This is a genomic window from Paenarthrobacter sp. NPDC091711, assembly GCF_044756605.1.
Taxonomy (GTDB): Bacteria; Actinomycetota; Actinomycetes; order Actinomycetales; family Micrococcaceae; genus Arthrobacter.
In genome coordinates, this window is record NZ_JBIVTF010000005.1 from 247,790 (window position 1) to 270,476 (window position 22,687).

The window sequence follows — 22,687 nt, forward strand, 5'->3', positions numbered from 1 at the left end:
GCAAGCAGTGAGGGAAGCAAGCACGGAACTTCTGGTCGAGGCGGACCCGAACACCAACGTGACGGACCTCCTCCTGGAACGCTGCCACAAGGATCCGTTCGGCAACCTTTACGCCCACAAGACGGCGAACGGTTGGCTGAACGTCTCTGCGGCCAGGTTCCTTGCCGATGTCACAGCCCTGGCCAAGGGCTTGATCGCGGGCGGGCTCAACGCTGGCGATCCTGTGGCTGTTTTGTCCCGCTCAAGCTTTGAATGGACGCTGGTGGACTTCGCCATCTGGATGGCCGGCGGGGTCACCGTCCCCATTTATGAGACGTCGTCGGCAAGCCAGATCGAATGGATCCTCGCCGATTCGGGAGCCCGGCGCATCTTTGTGGAGGACTCCGGCAAAGCTGATCTCGTCCATGCACTAGTGGAGAACTCCGCCGTTCTGGGCGAGGACCCCGTGACCATCATCCGGATGGAGCACGACGGCGACGCACCCAACCTGACCAGCGTCTCCGCCGTCGGGATCGGCGTCATGGACAACGAACTGGAGCGCCAGCGCAGCGCAGCGAACCTGGCCAGCGTCGCCTCAATCGTCTACACCTCCGGAACAACCGGCAAGCCCAAGGGCTGCGAAATCACCCACGGCAACTTTGTCCTCGTGGCACGGAACGTCATCCCGTTCCTCCCCGAGCTCCTCATGCAGGAAGGTGCCCGGACGCTGATGTTCCTGCCCTTGGCACACGTCCTAGCCCGTGCGGTCCAGGTTGTCTGCCTGACTGCCGGCATCACCCTGGGTCATAGCGCCGGCGCCAGTGGGCTGATGGCAGACCTGGGCTCTTTCAAGCCAACTTTCCTGCTCGCCGTGCCCCGGATTTTCGAGAAGGTTTACGCCGGGGCCAACCACAAAGCGGCCATGAGCGGTAAGTCCGCCCTCTTCACAGCAGCTTCGGCCACCGCGGTGCAATATTCGACGGCGGTGGACCTCGCCGCCCGTGGCGAGGGGCCAGGTCCGGGCTGGCTTCTGGGCCTGAAGCATTCCACGTTCAACAAGCTCCTCTACCCCAAGGTAAGGGAGCTGTTCGGCGGCGATGTAGGCTACACAGTTTCCGGTGCCAGTCCCCTCAGCCTCCGGGACAACCACTTCTTCCACGGAGCGGGCATTCCGGTTCTTGAGGGCTATGGGTTGACGGAGACCACCGCGCCTTGCACCGTCAATACGCCCAGCATGTCCCGGATCGGTACGGTGGGGATTCCCCTGCCGGGAACCACCATCAGGGTGGCCCAGGACGGGGAAGTGCTGGTCAAGGGCATTGGTGTCTTCAAGGGCTACCACAATGATGGGGAGGCCACCGAGGCTGCCTTCGTTGACGGTTTCTTCCGCACCGGCGATTTGGGCGAACTCGACGCCGACGGATTCCTCACCATCACCGGCCGCAAGAAGGACCTCCTCGTAACCGCCGGAGGCAAGAACGTGGCGCCGGCTCCCTTGGAGGAGAAGCTGCGCGAACACCCCTTGGTGGGACAGGCAGTGGTTGTGGGCGATGGCCGGCCGTTCGTTGCCGCATTGCTTGGCCTGGACCCTGACGGGCTCACGAACTGGTGCGCCGAGAACAAGGTGGGGGTCCTCTCCCCCGAGGAAGCCGCGTCCGATGACCGGGTGAAGGCAGCCGTTCAGTCTGCAGTGGACGAGGCCAACAAGTTCGTCTCAGCTGCTGAATCCATCAAGAAGTTCGCATTCATCACGGCCGAGCTCAGCGTCGAGTCCGGGCACCTGACGCCGTCGCTGAAACTGAAGCGGGCCGCGGTGCTCAGCGACTTCTCAGCGGCAGTGGAAAAGCTGTACGAGAAGTAGCGGCTCCACCTGCTCCGCTCCGGAGCACTTGGAACCGCGCACCCCTAGCGGGTGGCGTCCGTTGTTTCCTTGGACAGGCCGGCATCCTCAGGCGTTTCGTCCGAACCCTCTGCATTCTCGTCCGCGGCCTCCTGCTTGTCCGCAAGGCCACGACGCCGCTTGGTGGGCCACGTGAAGATGAACGTCAGCGTCGCTGCAAGGAACACCAGAGCGCCGATCACGATGCCCGCATCAATCCAGAACTGGCCCGGGAAGAGCCGGATGAGCGTGTCTTCCAGCGAGAAGGTCCACGTTCCATTGGCAAAGAAGATCCGGTGGAACTCTGTGAAGAACTGCTGCCAGCTCAGGGCAGCCAGGACTGCGAGACCAACGATGATGACCAACGTGACGATTGAACCGGCAAACAGACCTCGCCGGATCCCGCCATTGCTTCGCTTGCGCAGATACAGGATGGCGATGATGCTGAGGATGATCAGCAGGAGACCTGCCCCAAAGGAGGACAGGATGACCAGCTTCACGTCGGCCATATGGGAGACTTCGCTGTCCGTGAAGAGCTTCTCCCCGTCCTGGTTGACCAAGCCTCCCAGGTAGCGCGGACCAGCCCAGTTGCTGAGGTAGTCCACGGCGTACGAACCATACGTCATGCGGTCATCAGTGCTGAAGCCATATCCGTCGCCGGGGAATCCCGGACGGTTGTATTCCACCCACAGGAACAGCGGACTGGTAATTGCCCTGACGGCGAGCACCAGGAGAATGACGGGGTAGAAAACGGCCAGCAGCACCTGGAAAATCCGTGGGCCGATCGGCTTCACTTTTGCTGCTTGCTCGCGTTCTGCATTTCGTCGCGCCACTTCATCGTCCGGTGGACGAATCTGGAGAGCCGACGTCGGCAAAGGTTCCGAGTAGTGCGACGGCGCCTTGGTGGTGGAGGTCTCCGCAAGGGTGTCGGCGAACAATGGAGTTTCAGTACCGGTGTCCGCAGCCTCAGCAGCTTTGCGGTCCGCTCGGCTCTCAGGCTGGCCGTTGGCCGGCGTCGCAGTTGAGGGAGTCGCTGCCGATTTGCCTGCCACGGGGGCGGCTCCGGTGTTGGCTGCAGGAGTTGCCTCGGTAGAGCCACCGGACGTCTTCGGCTTCATCCAGTCGAAGGCCGGTTCGTTGGGGTCCTCATGGACGTCCGTGTCCGGTTCTTGTGGTTTTGGGCTCTTGTCGCTCACAGCGGGTTCACTTCCGTAGGCATCCACCGGCGATTGCTTGCTGCCGGCTCTCTTGTCTGCATTCGAGCCTACCGCCCGGCCTTACACAGACACGCGGTGCCACCCCGGCTGCGACCAGATTGAAACGTAACTGTAAGCTCTACGCTGCGATGCTGCGATATCCGGCGTCGTTGGCATCCATGTCTCCCGTGACACCCGCGCGGACTGCTTTCCCGCCAAGGATCAGGGTGTACACCCAGTAACCAGCCAAAACCAGCGCGCCAATAGTGATCTTGGCCCATACGGGGAGCGGGCTCGGTGTCACAAAGCCTTCCACAATGCCGGAGACCAGCAGGACAAGGACCAACCCCATGGCAATGGTGATCAGCGAACGGCCTTCATCGGCCACAGCCTGCAGCCTCGTCCTCGGGCCCGGCCGCACCATGGCCCAGAAAATCTTGAGTCCCGCAGCACAGGCTATAAAGACGGCCGTGAGTTCCATAAGGCCGTGCGGAAGAATGTAGCTGAAGAAAATGTCCATCTTCCCGGTTGCGAGGAAGAGCCCCGCCGCGATTCCCAGCCCCTGCGCGTTCATGAACAGGATGTAGGGCACCCAAAATCCAGTGACGCCGAAGGCGACGGCCTGTGCGGAGATCCAGGCATTGTTTGTCCACACCGCTCCGGCGAAGGAAGCCGCAGGATTCTCGGAGTAGTAGTCGATGAAGTCTTCCTCCACGTACTGCTGCACTCTGGCGTCGCTGGAGGCCACCGCCCTCAACGCCTCAGGCGAGGTGCCAATCCACAGGGCATAAGCACCCGCCACCACCACAAAGGCGAGACCACACCACAGGGTCAGCCACCGGATGCGGTAAAACGCCGCGGGAAGCGAAATGACGAAAAACCGCGCCAGATCCTCCATGAAATTCGAGCGGGCCCCGGTGAACCGCGTCCGCGCCTGGGCCAGCGCTGCGGACAAGGAGGCGGACAATCCCGTCTCGGGCGCAACAGAACGGATCAGGGAAAGGTGCCCGGACACCGTCTGGTAAAGGCGCAGAAGTTCGTCCGCCTCGGCACCCGTCAGCCTGCGCTTGTGCGCCAGGAAATGAAGCCGCGACCATTTGTCCTCATGTACGGCCGAGAAGGCATCAATGTCCACGCCACCACCCTAGCGCCTGTATCCACCGTGCGGTCAGCCCCGCCGCCGCTAGACTCGTTGGTGCGGGCACTCAAAGCGCCCACGGAATTGGCAAAAACTTGGGGGCGGCATGAGTTCAATCATCACAGGCGAGGCAGTGGTCCTCGAGCTTCGCCCCGCCTCCTTTGCCGCGCGGGCCCTGGGCCTCATCCTGGATGTCATCTCCCAGGTGGTCCTCGCAATACTCCTGATCATCCTCATCAGCACAGCTTCCCGGGATCTTGACGACGCCGCCATCCAGGCGCTGGTCCTCAGCAGCGTTGTGTTTTCCGTGGTCATCGTCCCCGTCACTGTGGAAACCCTCACCCGCGGACGCTCGCTGGGAAAGCTCGCAACAGGGCTACGCATAGTCCGCGACGACGGCGGGTCCATCCGCTTCCGGCACGCCCTCATCCGCGGGCTCCTCGGCTTCCTGGAGATCTATATGACCTTCGGCGGACTCGCAATCGGTGTGGCACTTTTCAACGACAAATCCAAGCGCCTCGGCGACATCGTTGCAGGCACCTACTCCCTGCGGCAACGCGTTCCCTCAAAACCCCGGATCATGCCCATGGCCCCGCACCATCTGCAATCATGGGTGGCCATGGCGGACATCGGCAGGGTACCGGATGCCACCGCCCGACGAGCCGGAACTTTCGTGCAGCAGGCCTACCTCATGGCACCGGCGTCGCGCGTCAATATGGCGGCCTCGCTCGCATCTGAACTCGCCCGATACGTGGCCCCTCCCCCTCCGGCCGGCACCATCCCCGAAGACTACATAGGCGCAGTCCTCGGGGAACGGCGCAACCGCGAACTCACCCGACTGCGCCAAGCCGAACAGCGGAACGCCACCATAGGCGAGCGACTCAGGAAGTTGCCGTTCACTGAAGCCTGAAACTTGGCCCGACGATCGGCCGATGGCCGACATCCTCTGCCTGCTCGCTCATTCTTCGCTTAGACGCAGGCTGCCGGATGCCGTCCACCAGCCGCTAACTGGGGAAGTTTTAGTACCAGTGATCCGGTTTGGTGAGTTGTGGGGGTAGGAGTGTGTTGCGATCTCCTTCGGCGGCGTTGATCTGGGGTTGGGTTAGGTAGAGCGCCTTGGAGAGGTCTGCGTTGTGGAGCCGGGCTCCGCGCAGGTCGGCTCCCAGGAGGTCCACGGCGGTGAGGTCAGAGTTAGTGAGATTAGCTCCGATCAGGTAGGCACCGCGGAGGTCTGAACCACAGAGACGCTGGTTCGCGAGGTCAGCTCCCATGAGGTCGGCGCCCGGCTGGAGGCCGCCGTCGGGGGTTTGCCGGTCGTCGGCGCCATAGGAGGCGCGGGCGTCTTCGCTGATCTCCATCAGGAGCGCCCGAACCTCTCCGTGGAGTGTTTCGACGTCGGCGGCCAGGACCGTGGACGCCTCGCCTTGGGCGGTGGTGGCTATGCCCTCGGACAAGTGGTCCGCCGCCGCCGCTAGCTCGGGATCGAAAGTCCGTTGCCTGGCTTCGGCAAGGTACCAGAGCATCTCGTGAAGTTGCCTGACTACTTTGAAAACGGCGAACATCGAGGACTTGGACGACGGGTCCTGTGTCCAACTGGTTCCGGCGAAGGTGTGTTGGGACACCACTTGGCCGGCGCCGAAACAATCAAAGACCGTGCATCCACGGAACCCCCGGGGCCTGAGGCGTTGGTGGATGGTGCAGGAGAAGTCGTCCGCCATGTTCGGGCACGGCGAAGCGGCAGGCTTGTCGATCGCGAAGTCAGCGGATCGGGCGAATCCGAGCGCGGTACAGCAAAGGGCAAAACAGTTGCCGCAGTCCGGGCTGAGGCTTGGTGAAATGGTCATGCGTGCTCCAGGTGAAGAGAAAGGGTCCGGGGGAAAGAGCCGGGGAACCCAGGATCGGGTTCCCTTGAGGGACACCCGTGATCACCTTGGAGGGCAGCACAGAGAGCAGGGCCGACGTGGTGTCAGCGCTGGAGAAAGGGGTCAAAGCGCGCAGGAAAGAATCACTGCAACGATCTTAACAGGAAGCCTAGCGCTGAGCGTAGCTCGCCCAGGGGATGTTCCAGTCTCCGAAGCCTTCCAGCGGTTCCACTGCCGGTGCTCCAGTGTTCAGGATCTGGACGACGTCTCCGGTCTTCATGTTGTTGAAGAACCATTCAGCATCCGCAGGCAGCAAACCCACGCAGCCGTGAGAGACGTTCACCCGGCCGATGGCACCCCACGCCGATTCGAGGGCTTGGTGGACATAGACGCCGGACCATGTAAGGCGGTTGGCGTAGTCCACTACCATCGGGGCGTAGTAGCCCTTGTCTCCGGGCTTCAGGCCGATGCTGCCGGCGTTGAAGTTGGATTTGCGTTCTTGTTCCAGGATCACCGCATAGCCGGTGGGTGAAAGCCAGTCTTCGCCACCCAGGGAAACAGGAGCGGTGTGGACGAGTTGCCCGTCGGAGTAGACGTTCATGGTCTTGGTGGTGTCATCCACTACGGCCACGCGCTGGGGGCCAGTGGTGAAGGTGGAGACCACATCCGCGTTGCCGATCATCTTGTTGCCAAAGTCGACGCCCAGCAGCTTCATGTCCACGGTAACGGTGGTGCCGGAAACCCAGAACGCCTCAGGACGGATCCTGACCTTCTTGTCCGAATACCAGTGCCACGTCACGGGCTGGCCGGACGAAACGGTGATGGCAACCCGCTTCTCCATGGCAACTTTGTCTACAACGGGCTCGCTGAAGTTGATTTCAATGGGCTGCCCGGATCCCGCTACGGTGCCGTGGCGGGGGTAAATGGAAGCGTCCGCCTCGTAGGCTGCGGAAACCGTAGTGAAAGTTTGAGACTTCTTGGTTTCCTTGCCCGCGGTGTCCACCACGGTGAAGGCAAAGCTGTACTGAGTCTTGAACTTCAGGACTTCAAGTGTGGTCCAGGTGCTGCCGTCAGGGCTGGTCTGGCCCTGAACGGACACGCCGCCACCCACCGGCGTCAGCATGACATCCTTCAGCTTGCCGTTGACCGCTTTGATCTGGGGTCCCACCACGGGGTTCCACTCCACAGCGCCGTCCAGCGGAGTGATGCCCAACTCCACGGGTTTGGCCTCCACGGTGGGAGCAGGCGAAGGCGCAACGGCCGCTCCTTGCGGAGAGCCTGCCAGCAGTCCGGGCACCGTGACCACGCCGATTCCGCCCACCACAAGTGCTGCGCAGACTCCAATGATGGCAAGGATCTTGCCCTTTTTCCGTGTGGCGACTTCCGTCATGGTTCCCGTCATCCTGTCCCCCGCAAGCATTACTGAACACCCAATTCTAGCCGAAAGGCCGGACTCGCTGGTCGCGTGTCCGGCCTTTCACCATCGATTTGGGTATTGCCGGCATCGGCAAACAGTGAAGCCTAGTAGCGGTAGTGCTCCGGCTTGTACGGCCCTGCAACGTCCAGATCGAGGTAATCAGCCTGATCCTTGCTCAGTTCCGTCAGCTCAACGCCCAATGCATCCAAGTGGAGGCGCGCAACCTTCTCATCAAGGATCTTGGGGAGGACGTAGACCTGGTTCTGGTACTCGCGCTCTCCAGCGGGCTGGTCCTTCTTGGTCCAAAGTTCAATCTGCGCAATGGTCTGGTTGGCGAAGGAGTTGCTCATCACGAACGACGGGTGGCCAGTGGCGTTGCCCAGGTTGAGCAGCCTGCCCTCGGACAGCACAATGATGGAACGCTCCGAATCAGTGCCTGCCTCGAACACCCACTCGTGGACCTGCGGCTTGATCTCAACCTTCTTGACGCCAGCAATCTTTGCCAGCCCGGCGATGTCGATCTCGTTGTCGAAGTGGCCGATGTTTCCCACGATTGCTTTGTTCTTCATGCCCAGCATGTGCTCGGCCATGATGACGTCCTTGTTGCCCGTGGTGGTGATGAAGATGTCACCCTGGGCGAGCACCGTCTCCAGCTTGGCCACCTGGTAGCCGTCCATCGCAGCCTGGAGCGCACAAATGGGGTCAATCTCGGTGACGATGACGCGTGAGCCCTGGCCGCGCAGCGCTTCAGCGGCGCCCTTGCCGACGTCGCCGTAGCCGCAAACAACCGCAACCTTGCCGCCCATGAGGACGTCCGTGGCCCTGTTGATGCCATCCGGCAGGGAGTGCCGGATGCCGTACTTGTTATCGAACTTGCTCTTGGTCACGGAGTCGTTAACGTTGATGGCCGGGAACAGCAGCTTGCCCTGCTCCGCGAGCTGGTAAAGGCGGTGCACACCGGTGGTGGTTTCCTCGGTGACGCCCTCGATGCGGGCAGCCAGGCGGGTCCACTTCTGCGGATCAGCGGCAAGGGTCCTGCGCAGGAGGTCCAGGACGAGGACGTACTCTTCCGGATCTTCCTCGGTGGCGGTGGGCACGGCTCCCGCGGCTTCGAATTCGACGCCCTTGTGCAGCAGCAGCGTGGCGTCGCCGCCGTCGTCGAGAATCATGTTGGGACCCAACTCCGGGTTGGCGTCAGCGCCGGGCCAGGTGAGGATCTGCTCCGCAGTCCACCAGTACTCCTCAAGGGTTTCGCCCTTCCAAGCGAACACCGGAACACCCTGCGGGTTCTCCGGGGTGCCCTTGCCAACGACGACGGCGGCAGCGGCTTCGTCCTGGGTGGAGAAGATGTTGCAGGAGGCCCAGCGAACTTCCGCGCCCAAGGCAGTGAGGGTTTCGATGAGCACCGCGGTTTGTACCGTCATGTGCAGCGACCCTGCGATCCTTGCACCCTTGAGCGGCTGCGAGGCGCCGAACTCTGCGCGGAGCGACATAAGGCCCGGCATTTCGTGCTCGGCAAGACGGATCTGGTGGCGGCCGGCCTCCGCGAGAGTGATGTCAGCCACTTTGAAGTCAAAAGTCATGGAAGTCCTTAGGGGTACCGTGCGGATGTGGTTCAAGAAGGCGCGTTAGGCCTTGGAATCGTGCTGGCTCGAGGTTGCCGCGTTGGCTGCAGCCAGCAGTTCCGGTGGCAGGAGCAACGGGATGCCGTCCTCAATGGTGTAGCGGAGCTTTTCGCCGTCCGCAGCGGCATCGGTGGAAACCAACTCATCGGCCTCTTGGACCAGCGGTGAACCCGTCACGGGGCAGCGCAGGATGGACAACAGTTCAGGACTGACCTTTGGCATGAATGATGCTCCCTGGGTGGCGCCGGCATGGCGCCGCTGGCGGATATATCTGCAGATTCCAGACTACCGCGCACGGAGAACGTGTTTTGATCCCGACGACGAATTGCGTCCACCGCCCGCGAATCCGGGGGCTGAGGGGCGGGTCAGGACGGTTCGCGGAGGATACGCAGATGCCCTCGCCGGGTGCCCTCGGTACCGGCAGGCGGCTCCATCTGCGCGTGGCTCTGCCGGGCAGGAGTTTCGGTAGTGGCCGAGGCAGCTTCCCGGACCGCGTTGGCAAGTGCCAACAAATCATCCGGACCCGGCTCCTGCGGCGTTGTGGGCATGGCCAAACGCAGGACTTCCCAGCCCCGCGGAACCGTGAGGGACTCGGCATGCTGCGAGCAAAGATCATAGGCATGCGGTTCCGCGTAGGTGGCCAGAGGCCCCAGCACTGCGGTTGACTCTGCGTACACGTACGTCAAAGTGGCCACCGCGGACTGGCGGCAGGCTGATCTGGAACATTGACGAATGGCACCCACAACATCCCAGATTAGCGCCATTGGGCACGGACATTGTGCATTGATCGCCCGTGCCTCACTAACTCACCGCAGTATTGACGAGGCAACTCTTCGGAGTATCACGTCACGCGGCGCGGTGCAGGCCATGAGGTCGCGTTGGCGGGTCCGCCGGACTAAAGTCGATATATGCAGTCACAGCCACATGTTCCCGGATTCACTATCCGGTGGACTGACGCCGATGGCGATCAGGCCCAGGAACACGCCGGTTCGGAAGTGCGGGGATTCCGGCGACGCCGGCGCAACCGGCACGGCCGGGGACTGCGCGGAGAACTAATGCTCCCCAATCTCCCCGGATTCCGCACCCGCGCAGAGCGCTTTGATGACATGGTGCTGGACTCCGCTGAGCGGCTCCAGGACATGTGGGGCAAACAACTGGACGGCGTTCTCTTTGCGGTGGACGAAATTCCGCCCAACCTTGAGCAGCTCGTTGCCATGGGTAACACCGCCCCGTTGGGCTCCTACACACCCGGTGGTCGCGGCGAGGCACCCATGATCACGGTGTACCGTCGGGTGGTTGCGCAAGGCGTTTCCAGCCGGGAGGAGCTCCAGGACCTCGTCCACGACGTGGTGGTGGAGTACACGGCCGAGATGCTCGGCGTGCCTCCTGAGACGCTGGACCCGGTTTACCGGCGTCGATACCAATAAATCTGCTTCGGCTAGTAGCCTGCCGAGACTAGTAGCCCACCGAGACAGGGACCTTCTGCAGTCCTGCGGCCGCATCCTGAATTGCCACGACGGAAACGTCCGTGCGGCCTTGTTTGCCGAGTACCAGCGCGCCGTATACGGGGTCACCCGCGGCAGAAACCACGTAGCCCGCCACCACCGAACCGCCGGACTTCTCCGGTAGCTCAATCATGGAGGTGGTCCCGCCGGACATGTCAACGTCAACGGCCTTGCCCACCTTTCCGTCGGCAGTCACCGGAGCGTAGCTGACCGTGCCCCGCCCCTCAGGGACTCCGAGGCTCAAGAACCTCTGACCCTCCCGGGGTACGGCCACCAGGTGCTGGCTACCGAGACGGGCCGACGACGGCGACCAGGCAAAGTCCGTTGCATCCTCCGCTTTGGTACCTCGCGTTACCCTCGATGATGCCAGGAAGGAGACATCCGAGCTGGCCCTGACGGTGTAGCTGCCGGCTGGAACACCATCAAGGTTGAGGGTGGCCACGGTACCGCCTTTGACCGTCAGCACTCCCCCGTTGGGAATCTTTCGTTCCCCGTTGGCACCATAAAGGCTGACTTGCACCACGGCGTCAGTGGAACCGGGGACGGCGATCTGAAGGGCCGGTACGGCATCCGCGAAACCTGACTTGGCGGCCAGCGCCTTGACGCCCGCCGGATCCTGAATGTCGACGCCGGACATCACCTGCAGGTTCGATGGCCCCGCGCCCGGCGAGAGGTACTCGACGCCACCTGGCGCGATTCCACGCAACACACTCTGTTGGATGGTGGCTGCAACCGGGCCACCTGTACTGCGCACGTGCACGGCAAGTTGCGATTCCCCTGGCGCGAGTCCGGCCAGGTTCACGGAACGGGTGGTGCCCGGAGCCACCAGGAGACCACGAGCCCCCGGCGCCTGGATCTGACCGTCGTATCCATACAATTCGAGGTTGACCGTTGCTGGGGTTTCGGAGGCATTGCTCACGTTCAGCACGGCAGTCCGGCCAACGGCGGTGTTTGCGCCCAACAGCCAAGCATCATTTCCCGGTGGCTGGCATTGAGTGGACGCCAGGCCCCGGAGATCGCCGTCCGTGGCCGAGTAGCTCAGGTTGCCGGCCAAGGACGCTTGCTCGTTCCCAACGGCCTCGGCGCCCACCACAGTAGGGGAAGTCACAGGGCTAATGGACGCGACGCCTGCCGCAAGTACCGGCGGACCAACGGTGGGCGTCGGCGTACTGGTGGGGGAATCTGCGATCCGGGCCACCGTGCCACCACCGAGGGATTCCACGCTGCTCCCCGGCACCGTTCCGGCCGGGTTGCTCAGCACCACAGCGTTCAGGGCACTGGTAGCCGTGGTGGACACCGGACTGAAGTCAGCATCCGTCCCTACCACGGTTCCGTTCACAAGCCTCGCGGGTTCGGGACAAACACCCAAGGCACGGCCGGCAGGTACGTCGGCCTGGCGGATGTCCATGGTGGTCCCCCCGGAAGGTTCAGGCACCATTGACGTCGCGGCCACTGCGCCTCCGCCGGCCGCAAGGATAACCACTGCCGAGAGGACGCCGGTGATGACTCCTTTATTGGAGCTACGGCTGCTCGAGCTGCGGCTGCCGGAGTTCCTGGCCTTCTTGGGCTCGGGGGCTCCAGTGCTTTCGCCGGACTCGTTCTTTTGGTCCTCAGACACTGCTGTACTCCTTACGGAGGGAGACTTCGTCCCTCGACATGCCGGTTCGGCTGCGGCGTGCGGGCATCGGCACGGCCAACAGAACCGTCAATCCAATCACCACTGCCTGCAATATTCCGAACCACAGGGCCCAGGGGTTGGTATAGCGGATTTCAAGGTCACCCCCGCTGGCCGGCAGCTCGAAGGCCTGCGACCAACCGGATGTTGTGGACTCCAGTTGGCGGCCATCCAACCAGGCAGTCCACCCGGGATCGGAGCGTTCGGCGAGGACAATCTTTCGGCCCTCATCCCCCGCTGGCACAGTGGCGTCCACGGACACTTCCTCGGATGGCAGCGTACTCAGGAGATTGCCTTGGGAGTCCATGATGCGCACCCGGTGTGCGGTGTCGGCGGCAGTAGCGGCCTCCTGGTTACGAGGCGTCACCCGCCACAGCCACCCGGCGTCGGTCTGGCCAACGGCCACGAGTCCCGGGACGGCGTCCATCCTGCTGGCCGTCAGTTGGGCGGCGTTGTCTTCTGCCTTAAGGACGATGAATCCGGCACCAAGCTGTTCAAGATCTGCGCGGGGGTCCACGCCCGTGCCCGCCACGATGGTGGCGACGGCCCTGCGCAGGGACGCCGTGGCAGCATCGTCGTCCGCGATTTCCTCACGTCCCGGTGCGCCGATGATGGTCCGTGCAGAAGCAATGGTGGACAAGCTGTCCAGCGTGGTACCTGCTCCGCGCATCAGTGATGAGGAGAAGGCCCCCTGTTCGCCGCTGGTGATGACCAGTGTTCGCGTGCGCTCAGGTCCCTGTCCACGATCAACGGCCGTAGCGGGCAATGTACCCGTCTCTACCGGCCATATGTGGCGGCGGGTGCCAAGGGAGGACGCCTGTTCGGCAGTCCGGGAAGCGGCACTCGATCCGGCAGTGGGCGTGGGCTGGAGGACATTTTGGGCGGCCCAGGCAGCCATGCCCGCAAGGGGGCCGGCAACCAGGAGCGCCATGGCAACAGCCGAGGCAACGCGACGGAGCGGGAGCGGACGCGGGGAGCCTTTCGGCGTCTTTCGTGGCGCCGCGAAGAGCTTCTCAGCCCCAAGAACGGCAGCACCCAGGAGCAACATGCCCGACGCCGATACGGCAGGGCCGGTAAAGGGACCAACGATCACGTTGTTGTTGACACCGGTGGCCACATGGCCCACCAACCAACCGCTCGCAAGCGTAGCCAAAGCAACCAACCAGAACACCCGGGCCAGCGCAGCGCGTTTTCCGGGCAGGAACAAAGCGGCAACAGCGAGGATCAGGACTGGTGCGATGACCAGGAGAGCCAGCAGCAGAGCCCACGGCACAGGGCCTGGACCGAAGACCGCCAAACCGGTCACACCGCCGTCGATAGTGAAAGCCAGGGGTTGGCCGAGAAGCTGCTGCCATAGCGGAGCTGCCTCGAACGTCAGTGGCAATCCGGGATCGGCAAGCAAGGAACGCGGCCTGTCCAGCACGGATATTCCATAGGGCAGGAACAAGGCGACGGTTGGCAGGAGCGACCACCACAGTGTCTTACCCCGTTGCCCGAGGACCACCGCAGCCAGAACCACCGCAACAACCACCGGCCCCAACAACGACGGCGCAGAGGCGGTAACCACGGCCATCGCCAGACCCGCAGCGGCTGCGGCAGTCCACGATGGTGTTCCGTTGATGCCGGGCTTTCCGAGGATCAGGGCAGGACGACGGCTGAGCTGCCTGCCCGCCAACGCCGGGCCCTGGGCTACGGCGGATCCCGAGGCGCGCAACAGGGCGAGCAGCAAAAGTGGCATCATGACGTGGGCCACCAAGGCGCCGGCACGGCCCTCATTGATCGCTATCAGGAGCGCAGGAGCAGCGGACCAAGCCAAGGCGGCCGCAAGCCGGAAACGACGTTTGGTAGTAAGCGCGCCTGACGCGAACCACGCACCCAGAGCGGACAACGGCATGGCAAGGATCAGCAGCCACACCATCGCAGCGTTGCCGTCACCGCCCCCAAAGAGCGAGAGCAGCCACAGCACATAGCCGAACGGATCGCCGTGTCCGGGCAGACCAGCGCCCAGGGAGATCCACCACGTGGACGCATTGGCCCAAATATCACCTGGCGAGGCAGACAACGGCAGGAGCCCGCCACCGGCAACCGTGCCTGAGCGGAGCAGTCCCAGCAGCCCTACGAGTGCCGCGGCGAGGGCCAACAGCGCAGCTGCCACCGCGCCTGTGCCCACCCAGCCACGTTCATTGGTGGCCAGTGCGGCGAAGTCATCTGCAGCGTCCCCGCTAGGTTCCGGGGCAAGAAGATCGGAGAAACCCACGGTGTCGTCGGCTGGGCGGATCGCCTCCAGCAAGGAGCGCCTGTTGGCACGCACCTCCCGTGTAGGCGTCTGCAGTCCGCGGACCACCGAGCGGTGTACGCGGCGTGTCCTGGCCGCAACGCGGCGGCCCTTGGCAATGGCAACGGGCCGGACAAGGGCAGCGATAGTGGCCGTGAACTGCGAGAGGCCATATCCCGGTTCTTTGACCAGGATGCTCAGCACGAGCCGGACCACGGCACCGAACAAAGCGCCCACCGCTTGGAAGGGTACATTCCACCAAGGGGTGTGCTTGAGTCGCAGGTGGATCTGGGCTTTTCGTGCCGCGGAGGATGTGCCCAGACCATGCGGGCGGTGTTCCACATGGAACATCCGGGCACTGGGGACGATGACCACGCGATTGCCCGCGAGCCAGTTTCGCCAACAGAAATCCACGTCATCGCCACTGCCCGGAAGTGCAGGGTCAAAACCTTGCAGCAGCTCCCAGACATCGCGACGGATCAGCATGCCCGCGGAGTTCACGGCGAAGGTGTCGGTCCGGGCATCGTATTGCCCTTGATCCACTTCATCAGCGTCGATCAGTGTCAGGCGTTCAGCCCAGCGGCTCGTCGAAAGTCCTACATCCACCAGGTGCCGCTTGTTATCCCACCCAAGCTGCTTGCAGCCCGCCACCGTTACAGAGGGCGCGCGTTCAACCGCATGGAGAAGTTCCGCCAACGCATCAGGCGCGGGCGCGGCGTCGTCATGCAAAAGCCAGATCCATTCGACGGAAGAGATCTTCGCGCTGCTGTCCGGTGCGGTATTGCGTGCAGCACCCCCGCCAGCATCGCCTTCCGCACCGTGTGCGGCACCTCCTGAGGGAGCGAGCTCCTCCAGGCCGGAGTGGACGGCTGCCCCGAAGCCCGTCTTTGCATGGTGGAACGAGGTCACATTGCTCTGGCCGAGGGCCTCGCTGAGCAATTCAAGCGAGTTATCCGTGGAACCTGTATCAATGCCAATGGCGGCATCTGCCGGACGCGTCTGGTCCGACAATGCCGCCAATGTTCTGGGCAGATAGTTGCCGCCGTCGTGGGAAACCACGACGGCGGTAACATGCACTTCCTTGAGAATTAGACCGCTCGCTTCCTTAGCCGACGACGCTCCCGCTCGGAGAGTCCGCCCCAAATACCGAACCGCTCATCATTGGCGAGAGCATATTCCAAGCACTGCGAGCGGACGTTGCACGCCCCGCAGACCTTCTTGGCATCCCTCGTAGACCCACCCTTTTCAGGGAAGAAGGCTTCAGGATCGGTCTGTGCGCACAGCGCGTCAGTCTGCCAGCCGAGTTCGCCTTCGTCATCGAAGTCTCCCTGGGGAAGGCCGATCCACACGGGTTGCCCCGGTGTTTCGAGGGGACGACGCAGCTCCATGGGAGGGTCGTCCAAATCTTCATCCGGCCCAGCGGGCAGGTCACCAATCAGAGCCTCATGTGCGGCGAGGAGGGCGGTAGCCTGATCCTCCAAAGACTGCTGCACATTCTGGTTGTATCGGTCTGCCGCTTCCGGGTCCGCCGGGTCCACGTACCAATCCCCCGGTACTTCCCGCGAACGGTATTTCACCGACGCATGTTCTGCGACGACTGCATCTTCCTGGATACGCAACGCTTGCCCCATGGCGTCCCTCCTGATTTTGCAGCTGCTGCTTGGATGTGTTTCCGATTCCCGGTGACGTTCCGGTTATCTGTGCAGCGGCGTTGATTACTAATTACACGCGTGTAACTACCCGGCAGTCAAGCCGCGCCGGGATAATAATCAAGAATCTGTAGAAACGTGGGATGCGCCACGCCCAACTTTTTGGCCGCGCCGCCGCGTGTCCCCGCGGGAAATGGAAGCCGCGGATCGCTTCAGGTTAACTTTCATTGAATTTCCGCGGAAAATTACCGCCACACCCCCGGCGCCCCAACGACTGGAGATATTGGGGTGTGTCGCATTTCACAATCACGGCACAAAGCCCAAGGACGCCGCGGAACCAGCGTGGCAAGATTGACGCATGAGCATCCCGGCAGCGAACCTGATGACCGCCCTTCGATCCGGTCATTCAACGTCACCTCGACTCACCTGGTATGGCCCCGACTCCGAGCGGGTTGAGCTTTCAGGCCGCGTACTGGACAACTGGGTAGCCAAGACAAGCAACCTGCTGCAGGACGAACTCGACGCCGAACCCGGGATGTCCATCCGGTTGGATCTCCCGGCGCACTGGAAGTCCTTCGTCTGGGCCCTGGCTGCATGGCAGCTGGGCATGGAGGTGGTCTTCGACGCCACCTCCGCGGATCTCCTGGCAACGGATAAGCCCGACGACGGCGCGGGGGCCGGCTTCGATGCGGTGGTCGCCGTGCCGCTCGCCGCACTTGCGATGCGATGGCCGGGAGAGCTGCCATCCGGCGTCGTGGACTACGCGGCTGAAGTGCGTTCGCACGGCGACGTCTTCATGGCCCACAACGAACCCGAGGCGGGCTTGCCCGCCGTACGTGGAACCGCGGGACTCCCCCACGGCGAACTCATTGACGGTTTTGCGACCACTCAGGAGCCAGGCGTCCGCCTGCTGGTACGCGCGGCCGACGGCCTGGAGCAGTGCCTCGCAGCGTCTTTGGGTGCCTGGAAAGAGGACGGCTCCGTAGTCCTGGTACATCCGGAGCTGGACGTGACCGAGCACCTGCTCGAGAACGAGCGCGTCAGCGGTTCCTAAGCGTTAGAGGTTTTTTACCGAGGGCAATTCGCCGGTTGCAGGATTCGCGCCTGTTTCGGAACCGCTCTTGGACTTGTGGTGAAGCTCGATAATCTCGTGGTCGTGCGAGAATTCGGGTTCGGCGTCCAACTCTTCGTTAAACACCCAGAAGCGGTAAGCGAAGAACCGGAAGATAGTGCCCAGGATGAGGCCAACAACGCTGCCGGCGATGAACAGCGACGGCTTGTCGTTGAGGTCCAGGATGTACTTGGCGAACCACACACAGCCGGACGCAATCAGGAGTCCTACAAGGTTCATGACGGCAAACAGGACGGCCTCACGAACAACGTTGGCCTGTTTGCGATGCCGGAACGTCCAAAAGCGGTTTGCAACCCACGAGAAAATGCTGGCAACAATGGTTGCAATGGCCTTCGCCCACACTTCGCTGCCGTGCATCGGACCGGAAAACAGCCAGATGAAAACCGCCGAGTCAATGACAAAAGCAACACCGCCGACGGCGCCGAACTTTGCTACCTCACGCCAAAAAAGTGAGGCAAGTCCGCGGATGCGATCTGCAAGTGTGGTGATCATGACCCTCCATGGCCGTTGAAAAAGTGGGCCGATGGGCCAACCCCATTTTAGCGCCGATTTCCTTGCGCTGCCTTTGAGAGGGCTGTGAGAAGGCCGATACCGGCCCTTCGCACCACAGAAAACCGTCCGCGGGGGCGGCAGAATCAGTGATCCTGCCGCCGGTTCGGTAGGCTGAACCTTGTGACTTTTCCAGTAATTGGCGTAGTTGGCGGCGGCCAACTCGCACGAATGATGGCTCCGCCCGCTACCGCCCTGGGCTTCGAACTCCGTGTTTTGGCCGAGGGTGAGGACGTTTCTGCCGTGGCTGCAGTGGCCACTGCACCTATTGGCGACTACAAGGACTTGGACGCTCTTCTGGAGTTCTCCAAGGGCCTGGACGTCATGACGTTCGATCACGAACACGTCCCGACGGAACACCTGCAAGCCCTCCTGGATGCCGGAGTCAACGTCCAGCCGGGCCCCGATGCTTTGGTTAACGCCCAGGACAAACTGGTGATGCGTGCTGCCATTGACCGTCTGGGCCTGCCTAACCCGGAGTGGTCAGCGGTCAACACTGTTGATGAGCTGGTGGCCTTTGGGGACAGGATCGGCTGGCCTGTGGTTCTGAAGACGCCCCGCGGCGGCTATGACGGCAAGGGAGTCCGGATGGTTGACTCCCCTGAGGAGGCCGCGGATACCGCCGACTGGTTCCAGGCCATGAGCCCTCTGCTTGCCGAAGCAAAGGTTGATTTCAGCCGCGAACTCTCCGCCCTTGTGGCACGTCGCCCCAGTGGAGAATCCCGTGCCTGGCCGGTGGTTCACACCATCCAAGTGGACGGTGTTTGCGACGAAGTGATCGCGCCCGCCCAAAACATTTCCGTTGAGGTGGCTGCCGCGGCGGAAGAGGCGGCTCTCCGCATCGCCAACGAGCTCGGCGTCACGGGGGTCATGGCTGCAGAACTCTTCGAAACGCCCGGCGTCGGAGTTGGCTTCCTCATCAACGAACTTGCCATGCGCCCGCATAACACCGGTCACTGGACGCAGGACGGTTCTATCACCAGCCAGTTCGAGCAGCACCTGCGTGCTGTCCTGGACCTTCCATTGGGCGCAACCGATGCCTTGGCCCCGGTAGTGGTCATGAAGAACTTCCTGGGCGGCGACAACCAGGATCTCTTCAAAGCCTTCCCCATGGCCTTGGCGTTCGAGCCCGCTGCGAAGGTGCACTCCTACGGCAAGTCCGTCCGCCCGGGCCGCAAGATCGGCCACGTGAACCTCGTTGGCAGCTCGGTTTCCGACGTCGACTCCGTCCGCCAGCGCGCTACCGCGGTGGCCAACATCATTCGTGACGGCCGCAAACCGGAACAGACCACTCTTGAGGAGACCGTATGACTTCGGAAACAACAGCCCCGCTCGTTGGACTCGTGATGGGCTCGGATTCCGATTGGCCCGTTATGGAAGCCGCGGCGGACGCCCTGGCCGAGTTCGGCATCCCTTTTGAGGCGGACGTGGTCTCAGCCCACCGCATGCCTACCGAGATGATCCGCTACGGACAGACGGCACACGAACGTGGCCTCCGCGTCATCATTGCCGGCGCCGGCGGTGCAGCCCACCTCCCCGGCATGCTGGCTTCGGTAACGCCCCTTCCGGTCATCGGTGTCCCGGTTCCCCTCAAGACCTTGGACGGCATGGACTCCCTGTTGTCCATCGTGCAGATGCCCGCCGGTGTTCCCGTGGCCACGGTGTCCATCGCCGGTGCCCGCAATGCCGGACTCCTCGCTGTTCGCATGCTGGCTTCGGGAACCGATGAACTCGCGGCCAAGCTCCGCGCGGACCTCCTCACCTTCGCCCAGGAACTGAACGACGTCGCCACCAAGAAGGGCGAAAACCTGCGCCACAAAGTGGAAGAGGTCTTCTCCCCCGCCAACGCTTCCGCCCGGAGCCCCCGCTAGGAAGGCAGCGGTTGATGACCATGCACAAGACCCCGAGTCAGCCCGGCGCCGCCCTGACTGATCCCGTCCGCTATCCCTCCGGCGCCAGCGCTCCGGTGCGGACCAAACGCGCCTTTGTGCTGGTCCTCCTCACCCTGTTTGTTCCCGGCAGCGCCCAAATCGTTGCCGGTGACCGCAAACTTGGCCGCATTGCCTTGCGCGTCACCATCACGGTGTGGGCCCTCGTCCTGCTCACGCTGTTCATCGCCCTGGTGAATCGAAGCTTGCTGCTCAGCCTCGCCACGCACCCCGTGGGCTCGTTGTTCATCATTGTGATCCTGGTGGCCTTGGCCTTGGGATGGGCTTTCCTGTTCCTCAATACTCTGCGGATCATCAGGCCTGCACTCCTGGCACCGGGAATGCGCCCCATCATCGCCGTGGTCCTGGCAGTATGCACGGTCATTGGCAGCGGATCCCTGGGCTATCTCGCTTACGTCCTGAACGTGAGCCGGAATGCGATCGGCAGCATCTTCAATGCCGGTCCCGCCATTGATCCCGTGGACGGGCGCTACAACTTCCTCATGATGGGCGGCGACGCCGGGGACGATCGGACCGGCCGCCGTCCGGACAGCCTCTCCGTCATCAGCGTCGATGCGAAAACAGGCGAGAGTGCCATCATCTCCGTCCCCCGCAACCTTCAGAATGCGCAGTTCAGCGAGGGTTCGCCCATGCGCAAGATCTACCCGGACGGCTACAACTGCGGCGACGAGTGCCTCATCAACGCCGTCAACACCGAGGTCACCAACAACTACCAGGATCTCTACCCGGGAGTTGCCGATCCTGGTGCGCAGGCCACGCTCGAAGCTGTGTCCGGCACCTTGGGCATCACCGTCCAGGCTTATGTCCTGGTGGACATGGACGGCTTCGCGAAACTCATTGATGCCATGGGTGGCATCGGTATCAAGGCCGGAGGCTGGGTACCCATTAGTGGTCCGGTCACTGACGAGGCCAACGGAATTCACGGCATGCCTGATGGCTGGATCCCGGCAGGTGATCAGCACCTTAATGGCTTCCAGGCCCTGTGGTACGGACGTTCCCGCGAATTCGTGGATGACTACGCCCGCATTGCACGCCAGCAGTGCGTGCAGCAGGCCATGCTCAAGCAGTTGGACCCCGCCACCCTCCTCACAAAGTTCGAGGACATCGCCAACGCCGGCACCAAAGTGGTTGACTCCAACATTTCCTCCAACCAGCTGGGCAGCTTCGTGGATCTTGCCTTGAAGTCCAAGAATCAGCCGGTCAAGCGCCTCACTATCGGCCCCCCGGACTTTGACGCGTCCTTCTCCACTGTGCCGGACTTTGACCTGATCCACTCCAAGGTCCAGGAAACACTGGCGTCGTCCAATACTCCCAAGGCCAGTGACGCCGTCGTCTCCTATAACGGTGCAGCTGCCGGGGCCGTCATGGCCGCCGGTCCGCTGGCCGGGTCCGTAACAGCGGGTCAGTTGCCGTCGCCGTCGTCCGACTTCACCCCGGTGACCACTACACCCGACGGCACGCCCATCACCATCGAGTTGCTCAACGGCCTCAAGGCCCAAGGCGATGAGCAAGGCATCCGAGACCTTGTGGCCACCAACGGACAGTGCGCACCGCTCTAAGCTGCCTTCCGCCCTCACGTTCAGCGCGACGATAAGGACTTTCTTTCGTGTACCAGATTGAAAATGTTTTGCGACCCTATGCGTGGGGTTCGACGACGGCGATCGCCGAGTTGCTGGGGCGGCCGGCACCGGGTGGTCCCGAGGCCGAAATGTGGATCGGAGCCCACCCGGACTCCCCCTCCACAGCCGTCCACCCCAACGGGGTCACTCAGCCGCTCGACGCCTTGATCGCCGCGGATCCCGTGCGCTGCCTGGGCTCGGAAAGCATCGCCGAGTTCGGGCCACGACTGCCGTTCCTCACCAAGTTCCTGGCTGCCGCTCAGCCCCTGTCCCTGCAGGTGCACCCGAGCCTGGACCAGGCGAGGGAGGGCTTCGCCCGCGAGAACGCTGCCGGCATCCCCGCGGACGCGGCAGAACGCAACTACCGGGACGATAACCACAAACCGGAGATGATCTTTGCCCTGACTCCGTTCAAGGCTATGTGCGGTTTCCGGCCACCCGCAGGGTCAAAAGCAGTCTTCGAGCACCTGGCCCGCGTCCTTGATTCCGCTGCCGTCGCTGTTCCGCCGGTGATCACCAACGTCATTTCGGACCTTGCTGTCCACGACGAACCCGCTGCCCTGAAAGCAGCTTTCAGCCGCCTGATCGAGGGCGGAAGCCAGGTTTCCGACGCGATCAACGAAGTAGTGGCCGTATTCTCTGCCGGCGCGCCGTTGGAACCGCACCGTGAGGTGCTCGCTGCGATGCTGGACATCAATGAGGCCTTCCCCGGCGATCCCGGCGTCCTCATATCGCTCCTTCTCAACCACCTGTCCCTGGAGCCCGGCGAGGCCGTATACCTGCCGGCCGGGAACATCCACGCCTACCTCCACGGTTTGGGTGTGGAGGTCATGGCTTCCTCGGACAACGTGCTGCGCGGCGGCCTCACCACCAAGCACCTGGACGTTCCTGAGCTTCTCCGGACCGTTCGCTTCGAAGCTCTGGGAGTGCCGCGTGTCCAGCTCAGCGGGACGGAATTCGGGCAGGAACTGTACCGCCCGCCGTTCAAGGAATTCCAGCTCCAGCGTATTGAGCTTGGCCCGGGCGCCGAGCCGGTGCCCCTGGCACAATCCGGGCCGGCCGTCGTCGTGGTGGTCTCCGGTTCGGTGTTGCTCGATTCCCCCAAAAGCGACCTCCGGCTTGAGCGGGGCGCCGCCGCGTTCATCCCGGACATCGAAGCGCCCGTCAATGTTCACCCCGTGCAGGATGCCACGGACGTCAGTGTTGCCTTCGCAGTGACCACGGGCCTGGGGAACTGA

Annotated in this window: 19 protein-coding genes; 8 read left to right on the forward strand and 11 right to left on the reverse strand. The window is 63.0% G+C overall.

What is annotated here, in order from left to right; all coding sequences use genetic code 11:
• Nucleotides 1–7: 7 nt before the first annotated feature.
• Entirely contained in the window at nt 8–1,840 is a 1,833-nt protein-coding gene (locus ACIQH5_RS10720) for an AMP-dependent synthetase/ligase (RefSeq protein WP_400402923.1), read from the forward strand.
• Nucleotides 1,841–1,884: 44 nt separating this feature from the next.
• Here ACIQH5_RS10720 and ACIQH5_RS10725 read toward each other — a convergent pair whose 3' ends face one another.
• Both ACIQH5_RS10725 and ACIQH5_RS10730 read right to left on the reverse strand, forming a co-directional pair.
• Nucleotides 1,885–3,054 (reverse strand): TIGR01906 family membrane protein, encoded by a 1,170-nt coding sequence (locus tag ACIQH5_RS10725; RefSeq protein WP_400402926.1) that lies wholly within the window; start codon nt 3,052–3,054, stop codon nt 1,885–1,887.
• Nucleotides 3,055–3,193: 139 nt separating this feature from the next.
• The gene (locus tag ACIQH5_RS10730; protein ID WP_400402928.1) at nt 3,194–4,189 is read right to left on the reverse strand and encodes a stage II sporulation protein M; all 996 of its coding nucleotides are present in this window, start codon (nt 4,187–4,189) and stop codon (nt 3,194–3,196) included.
• Nucleotides 4,190–4,298: 109 nt separating this feature from the next.
• On the opposite strand from ACIQH5_RS10730, the gene ACIQH5_RS10735 reads away from it, so the two are divergent.
• Entirely contained in the window at nt 4,299–5,102 is an 804-nt protein-coding gene (locus ACIQH5_RS10735) for an RDD family protein (RefSeq protein ID WP_400402931.1), read from the forward strand.
• Between the two features lie 109 nt (nt 5,103–5,211).
• On the opposite strand, the gene ACIQH5_RS10740 is transcribed toward ACIQH5_RS10735, so the two are convergent.
• The 5 genes from ACIQH5_RS10740 to ACIQH5_RS10760 form a co-directional block, all read right to left on the reverse strand.
• Nucleotides 5,212–6,036, reverse strand: a complete 825-nt coding sequence (locus ACIQH5_RS10740; protein WP_400402934.1) for a pentapeptide repeat-containing protein — start codon at nt 6,034–6,036, stop codon at nt 5,212–5,214.
• 187 nt (nt 6,037–6,223) lie between these two features.
• Nucleotides 6,224–7,444 (reverse strand): Ig-like domain-containing protein, encoded by a 1,221-nt coding sequence (locus ACIQH5_RS10745; RefSeq protein WP_400402937.1) that lies wholly within the window; start codon nt 7,442–7,444, stop codon nt 6,224–6,226.
• 131 nt (nt 7,445–7,575) lie between these two features.
• On the reverse strand, nt 7,576–9,054 hold the full coding sequence (gene ahcY / locus ACIQH5_RS10750; RefSeq protein ID WP_400402940.1) for an adenosylhomocysteinase: 1,479 nt from the start codon (nt 9,052–9,054) through the stop codon (nt 7,576–7,578).
• A 45-nt stretch (nt 9,055–9,099) separates the two neighbouring features.
• The gene (locus tag ACIQH5_RS10755) at nt 9,100–9,318 is read right to left on the reverse strand and encodes a Trm112 family protein (protein WP_400402942.1); all 219 of its coding nucleotides are present in this window, start codon (nt 9,316–9,318) and stop codon (nt 9,100–9,102) included.
• Nucleotides 9,319–9,461: 143 nt separating this feature from the next.
• Nucleotides 9,462–9,860, reverse strand: a complete 399-nt coding sequence (locus ACIQH5_RS10760) for a DUF3499 domain-containing protein (RefSeq protein WP_062067026.1) — start codon at nt 9,858–9,860, stop codon at nt 9,462–9,464.
• Nucleotides 9,861–10,004: 144 nt separating this feature from the next.
• Here ACIQH5_RS10760 and ACIQH5_RS10765 point away from each other — a divergent pair, with 144 nt between their 5' ends.
• Nucleotides 10,005–10,523, forward strand: a complete 519-nt coding sequence (locus tag ACIQH5_RS10765) for a metallopeptidase family protein (RefSeq protein ID WP_400402945.1) — start codon at nt 10,005–10,007, stop codon at nt 10,521–10,523.
• 28 nt (nt 10,524–10,551) lie between these two features.
• On the opposite strand, the gene ACIQH5_RS10770 is transcribed toward ACIQH5_RS10765, so the two are convergent.
• From ACIQH5_RS10770 to ACIQH5_RS10780, 3 genes are read right to left on the reverse strand one after another with little or no spacing between them, the layout of a single operon-like run.
• Nucleotides 10,552–12,219: a DUF5719 family protein gene (locus ACIQH5_RS10770; protein WP_400402948.1), complete on the reverse strand. Its 1,668-nt coding sequence runs from the start codon at nt 12,217–12,219 to the stop codon at nt 10,552–10,554.
• A complete protein-coding gene (locus ACIQH5_RS10775; protein WP_400402950.1) occupies nt 12,212–15,628 on the reverse strand; it encodes a glycosyltransferase family 2 protein in 3,417 nt (1,138 codons plus the stop codon). Before ACIQH5_RS10775 ends, ACIQH5_RS10770 begins: the two co-directional genes overlap by 8 nt.
• 11 nt (nt 15,629–15,639) lie before the next feature.
• On the reverse strand, nt 15,640–16,182 hold the full coding sequence (locus tag ACIQH5_RS10780) for a WhiB family transcriptional regulator (RefSeq protein ID WP_014921116.1): 543 nt from the start codon (nt 16,180–16,182) through the stop codon (nt 15,640–15,642).
• A 376-nt stretch (nt 16,183–16,558) separates the two neighbouring features.
• Between ACIQH5_RS10780 and ACIQH5_RS10785 the strand changes: the two genes are divergently transcribed.
• Nucleotides 16,559–17,254, forward strand: coding sequence for a TIGR03089 family protein (locus ACIQH5_RS10785; RefSeq protein WP_400402952.1), 696 nt, complete (start codon nt 16,559–16,561; stop codon nt 17,252–17,254).
• Nucleotides 17,255–17,257: 3 nt separating this feature from the next.
• Here the strand turns inward: ACIQH5_RS10785 and ACIQH5_RS10790 are convergent, their stop codons facing one another.
• Entirely contained in the window at nt 17,258–17,824 is a 567-nt protein-coding gene (locus ACIQH5_RS10790; protein ID WP_400402954.1) for a GtrA family protein, read from the reverse strand.
• A 180-nt stretch (nt 17,825–18,004) separates the two neighbouring features.
• On the opposite strand from ACIQH5_RS10790, the gene ACIQH5_RS10795 reads away from it, so the two are divergent.
• Genes ACIQH5_RS10795 through manA form a run of 4 tightly spaced genes read left to right on the forward strand, consistent with a single transcriptional unit; the run spans nt 18,005 to nt 22,687 of the window.
• On the forward strand, nt 18,005–19,192 hold the full coding sequence (locus tag ACIQH5_RS10795) for a 5-(carboxyamino)imidazole ribonucleotide synthase (protein WP_400402956.1): 1,188 nt from the start codon (nt 18,005–18,007) through the stop codon (nt 19,190–19,192).
• Nucleotides 19,189–19,752: a 5-(carboxyamino)imidazole ribonucleotide mutase gene (gene purE, locus ACIQH5_RS10800; protein ID WP_062067006.1), complete on the forward strand. Its 564-nt coding sequence runs from the start codon at nt 19,189–19,191 to the stop codon at nt 19,750–19,752. Before ACIQH5_RS10795 ends, purE begins: the two co-directional genes overlap by 4 nt.
• Before the next feature lie 14 nt (nt 19,753–19,766).
• Nucleotides 19,767–21,389 (forward strand): LCP family protein, encoded by a 1,623-nt coding sequence (locus ACIQH5_RS10805; RefSeq protein WP_400402959.1) that lies wholly within the window; start codon nt 19,767–19,769, stop codon nt 21,387–21,389.
• A 47-nt stretch (nt 21,390–21,436) separates the two neighbouring features.
• Nucleotides 21,437–22,687 (forward strand): mannose-6-phosphate isomerase, class I, encoded by a 1,251-nt coding sequence (gene manA, locus ACIQH5_RS10810; RefSeq protein WP_400402961.1) that lies wholly within the window; start codon nt 21,437–21,439, stop codon nt 22,685–22,687.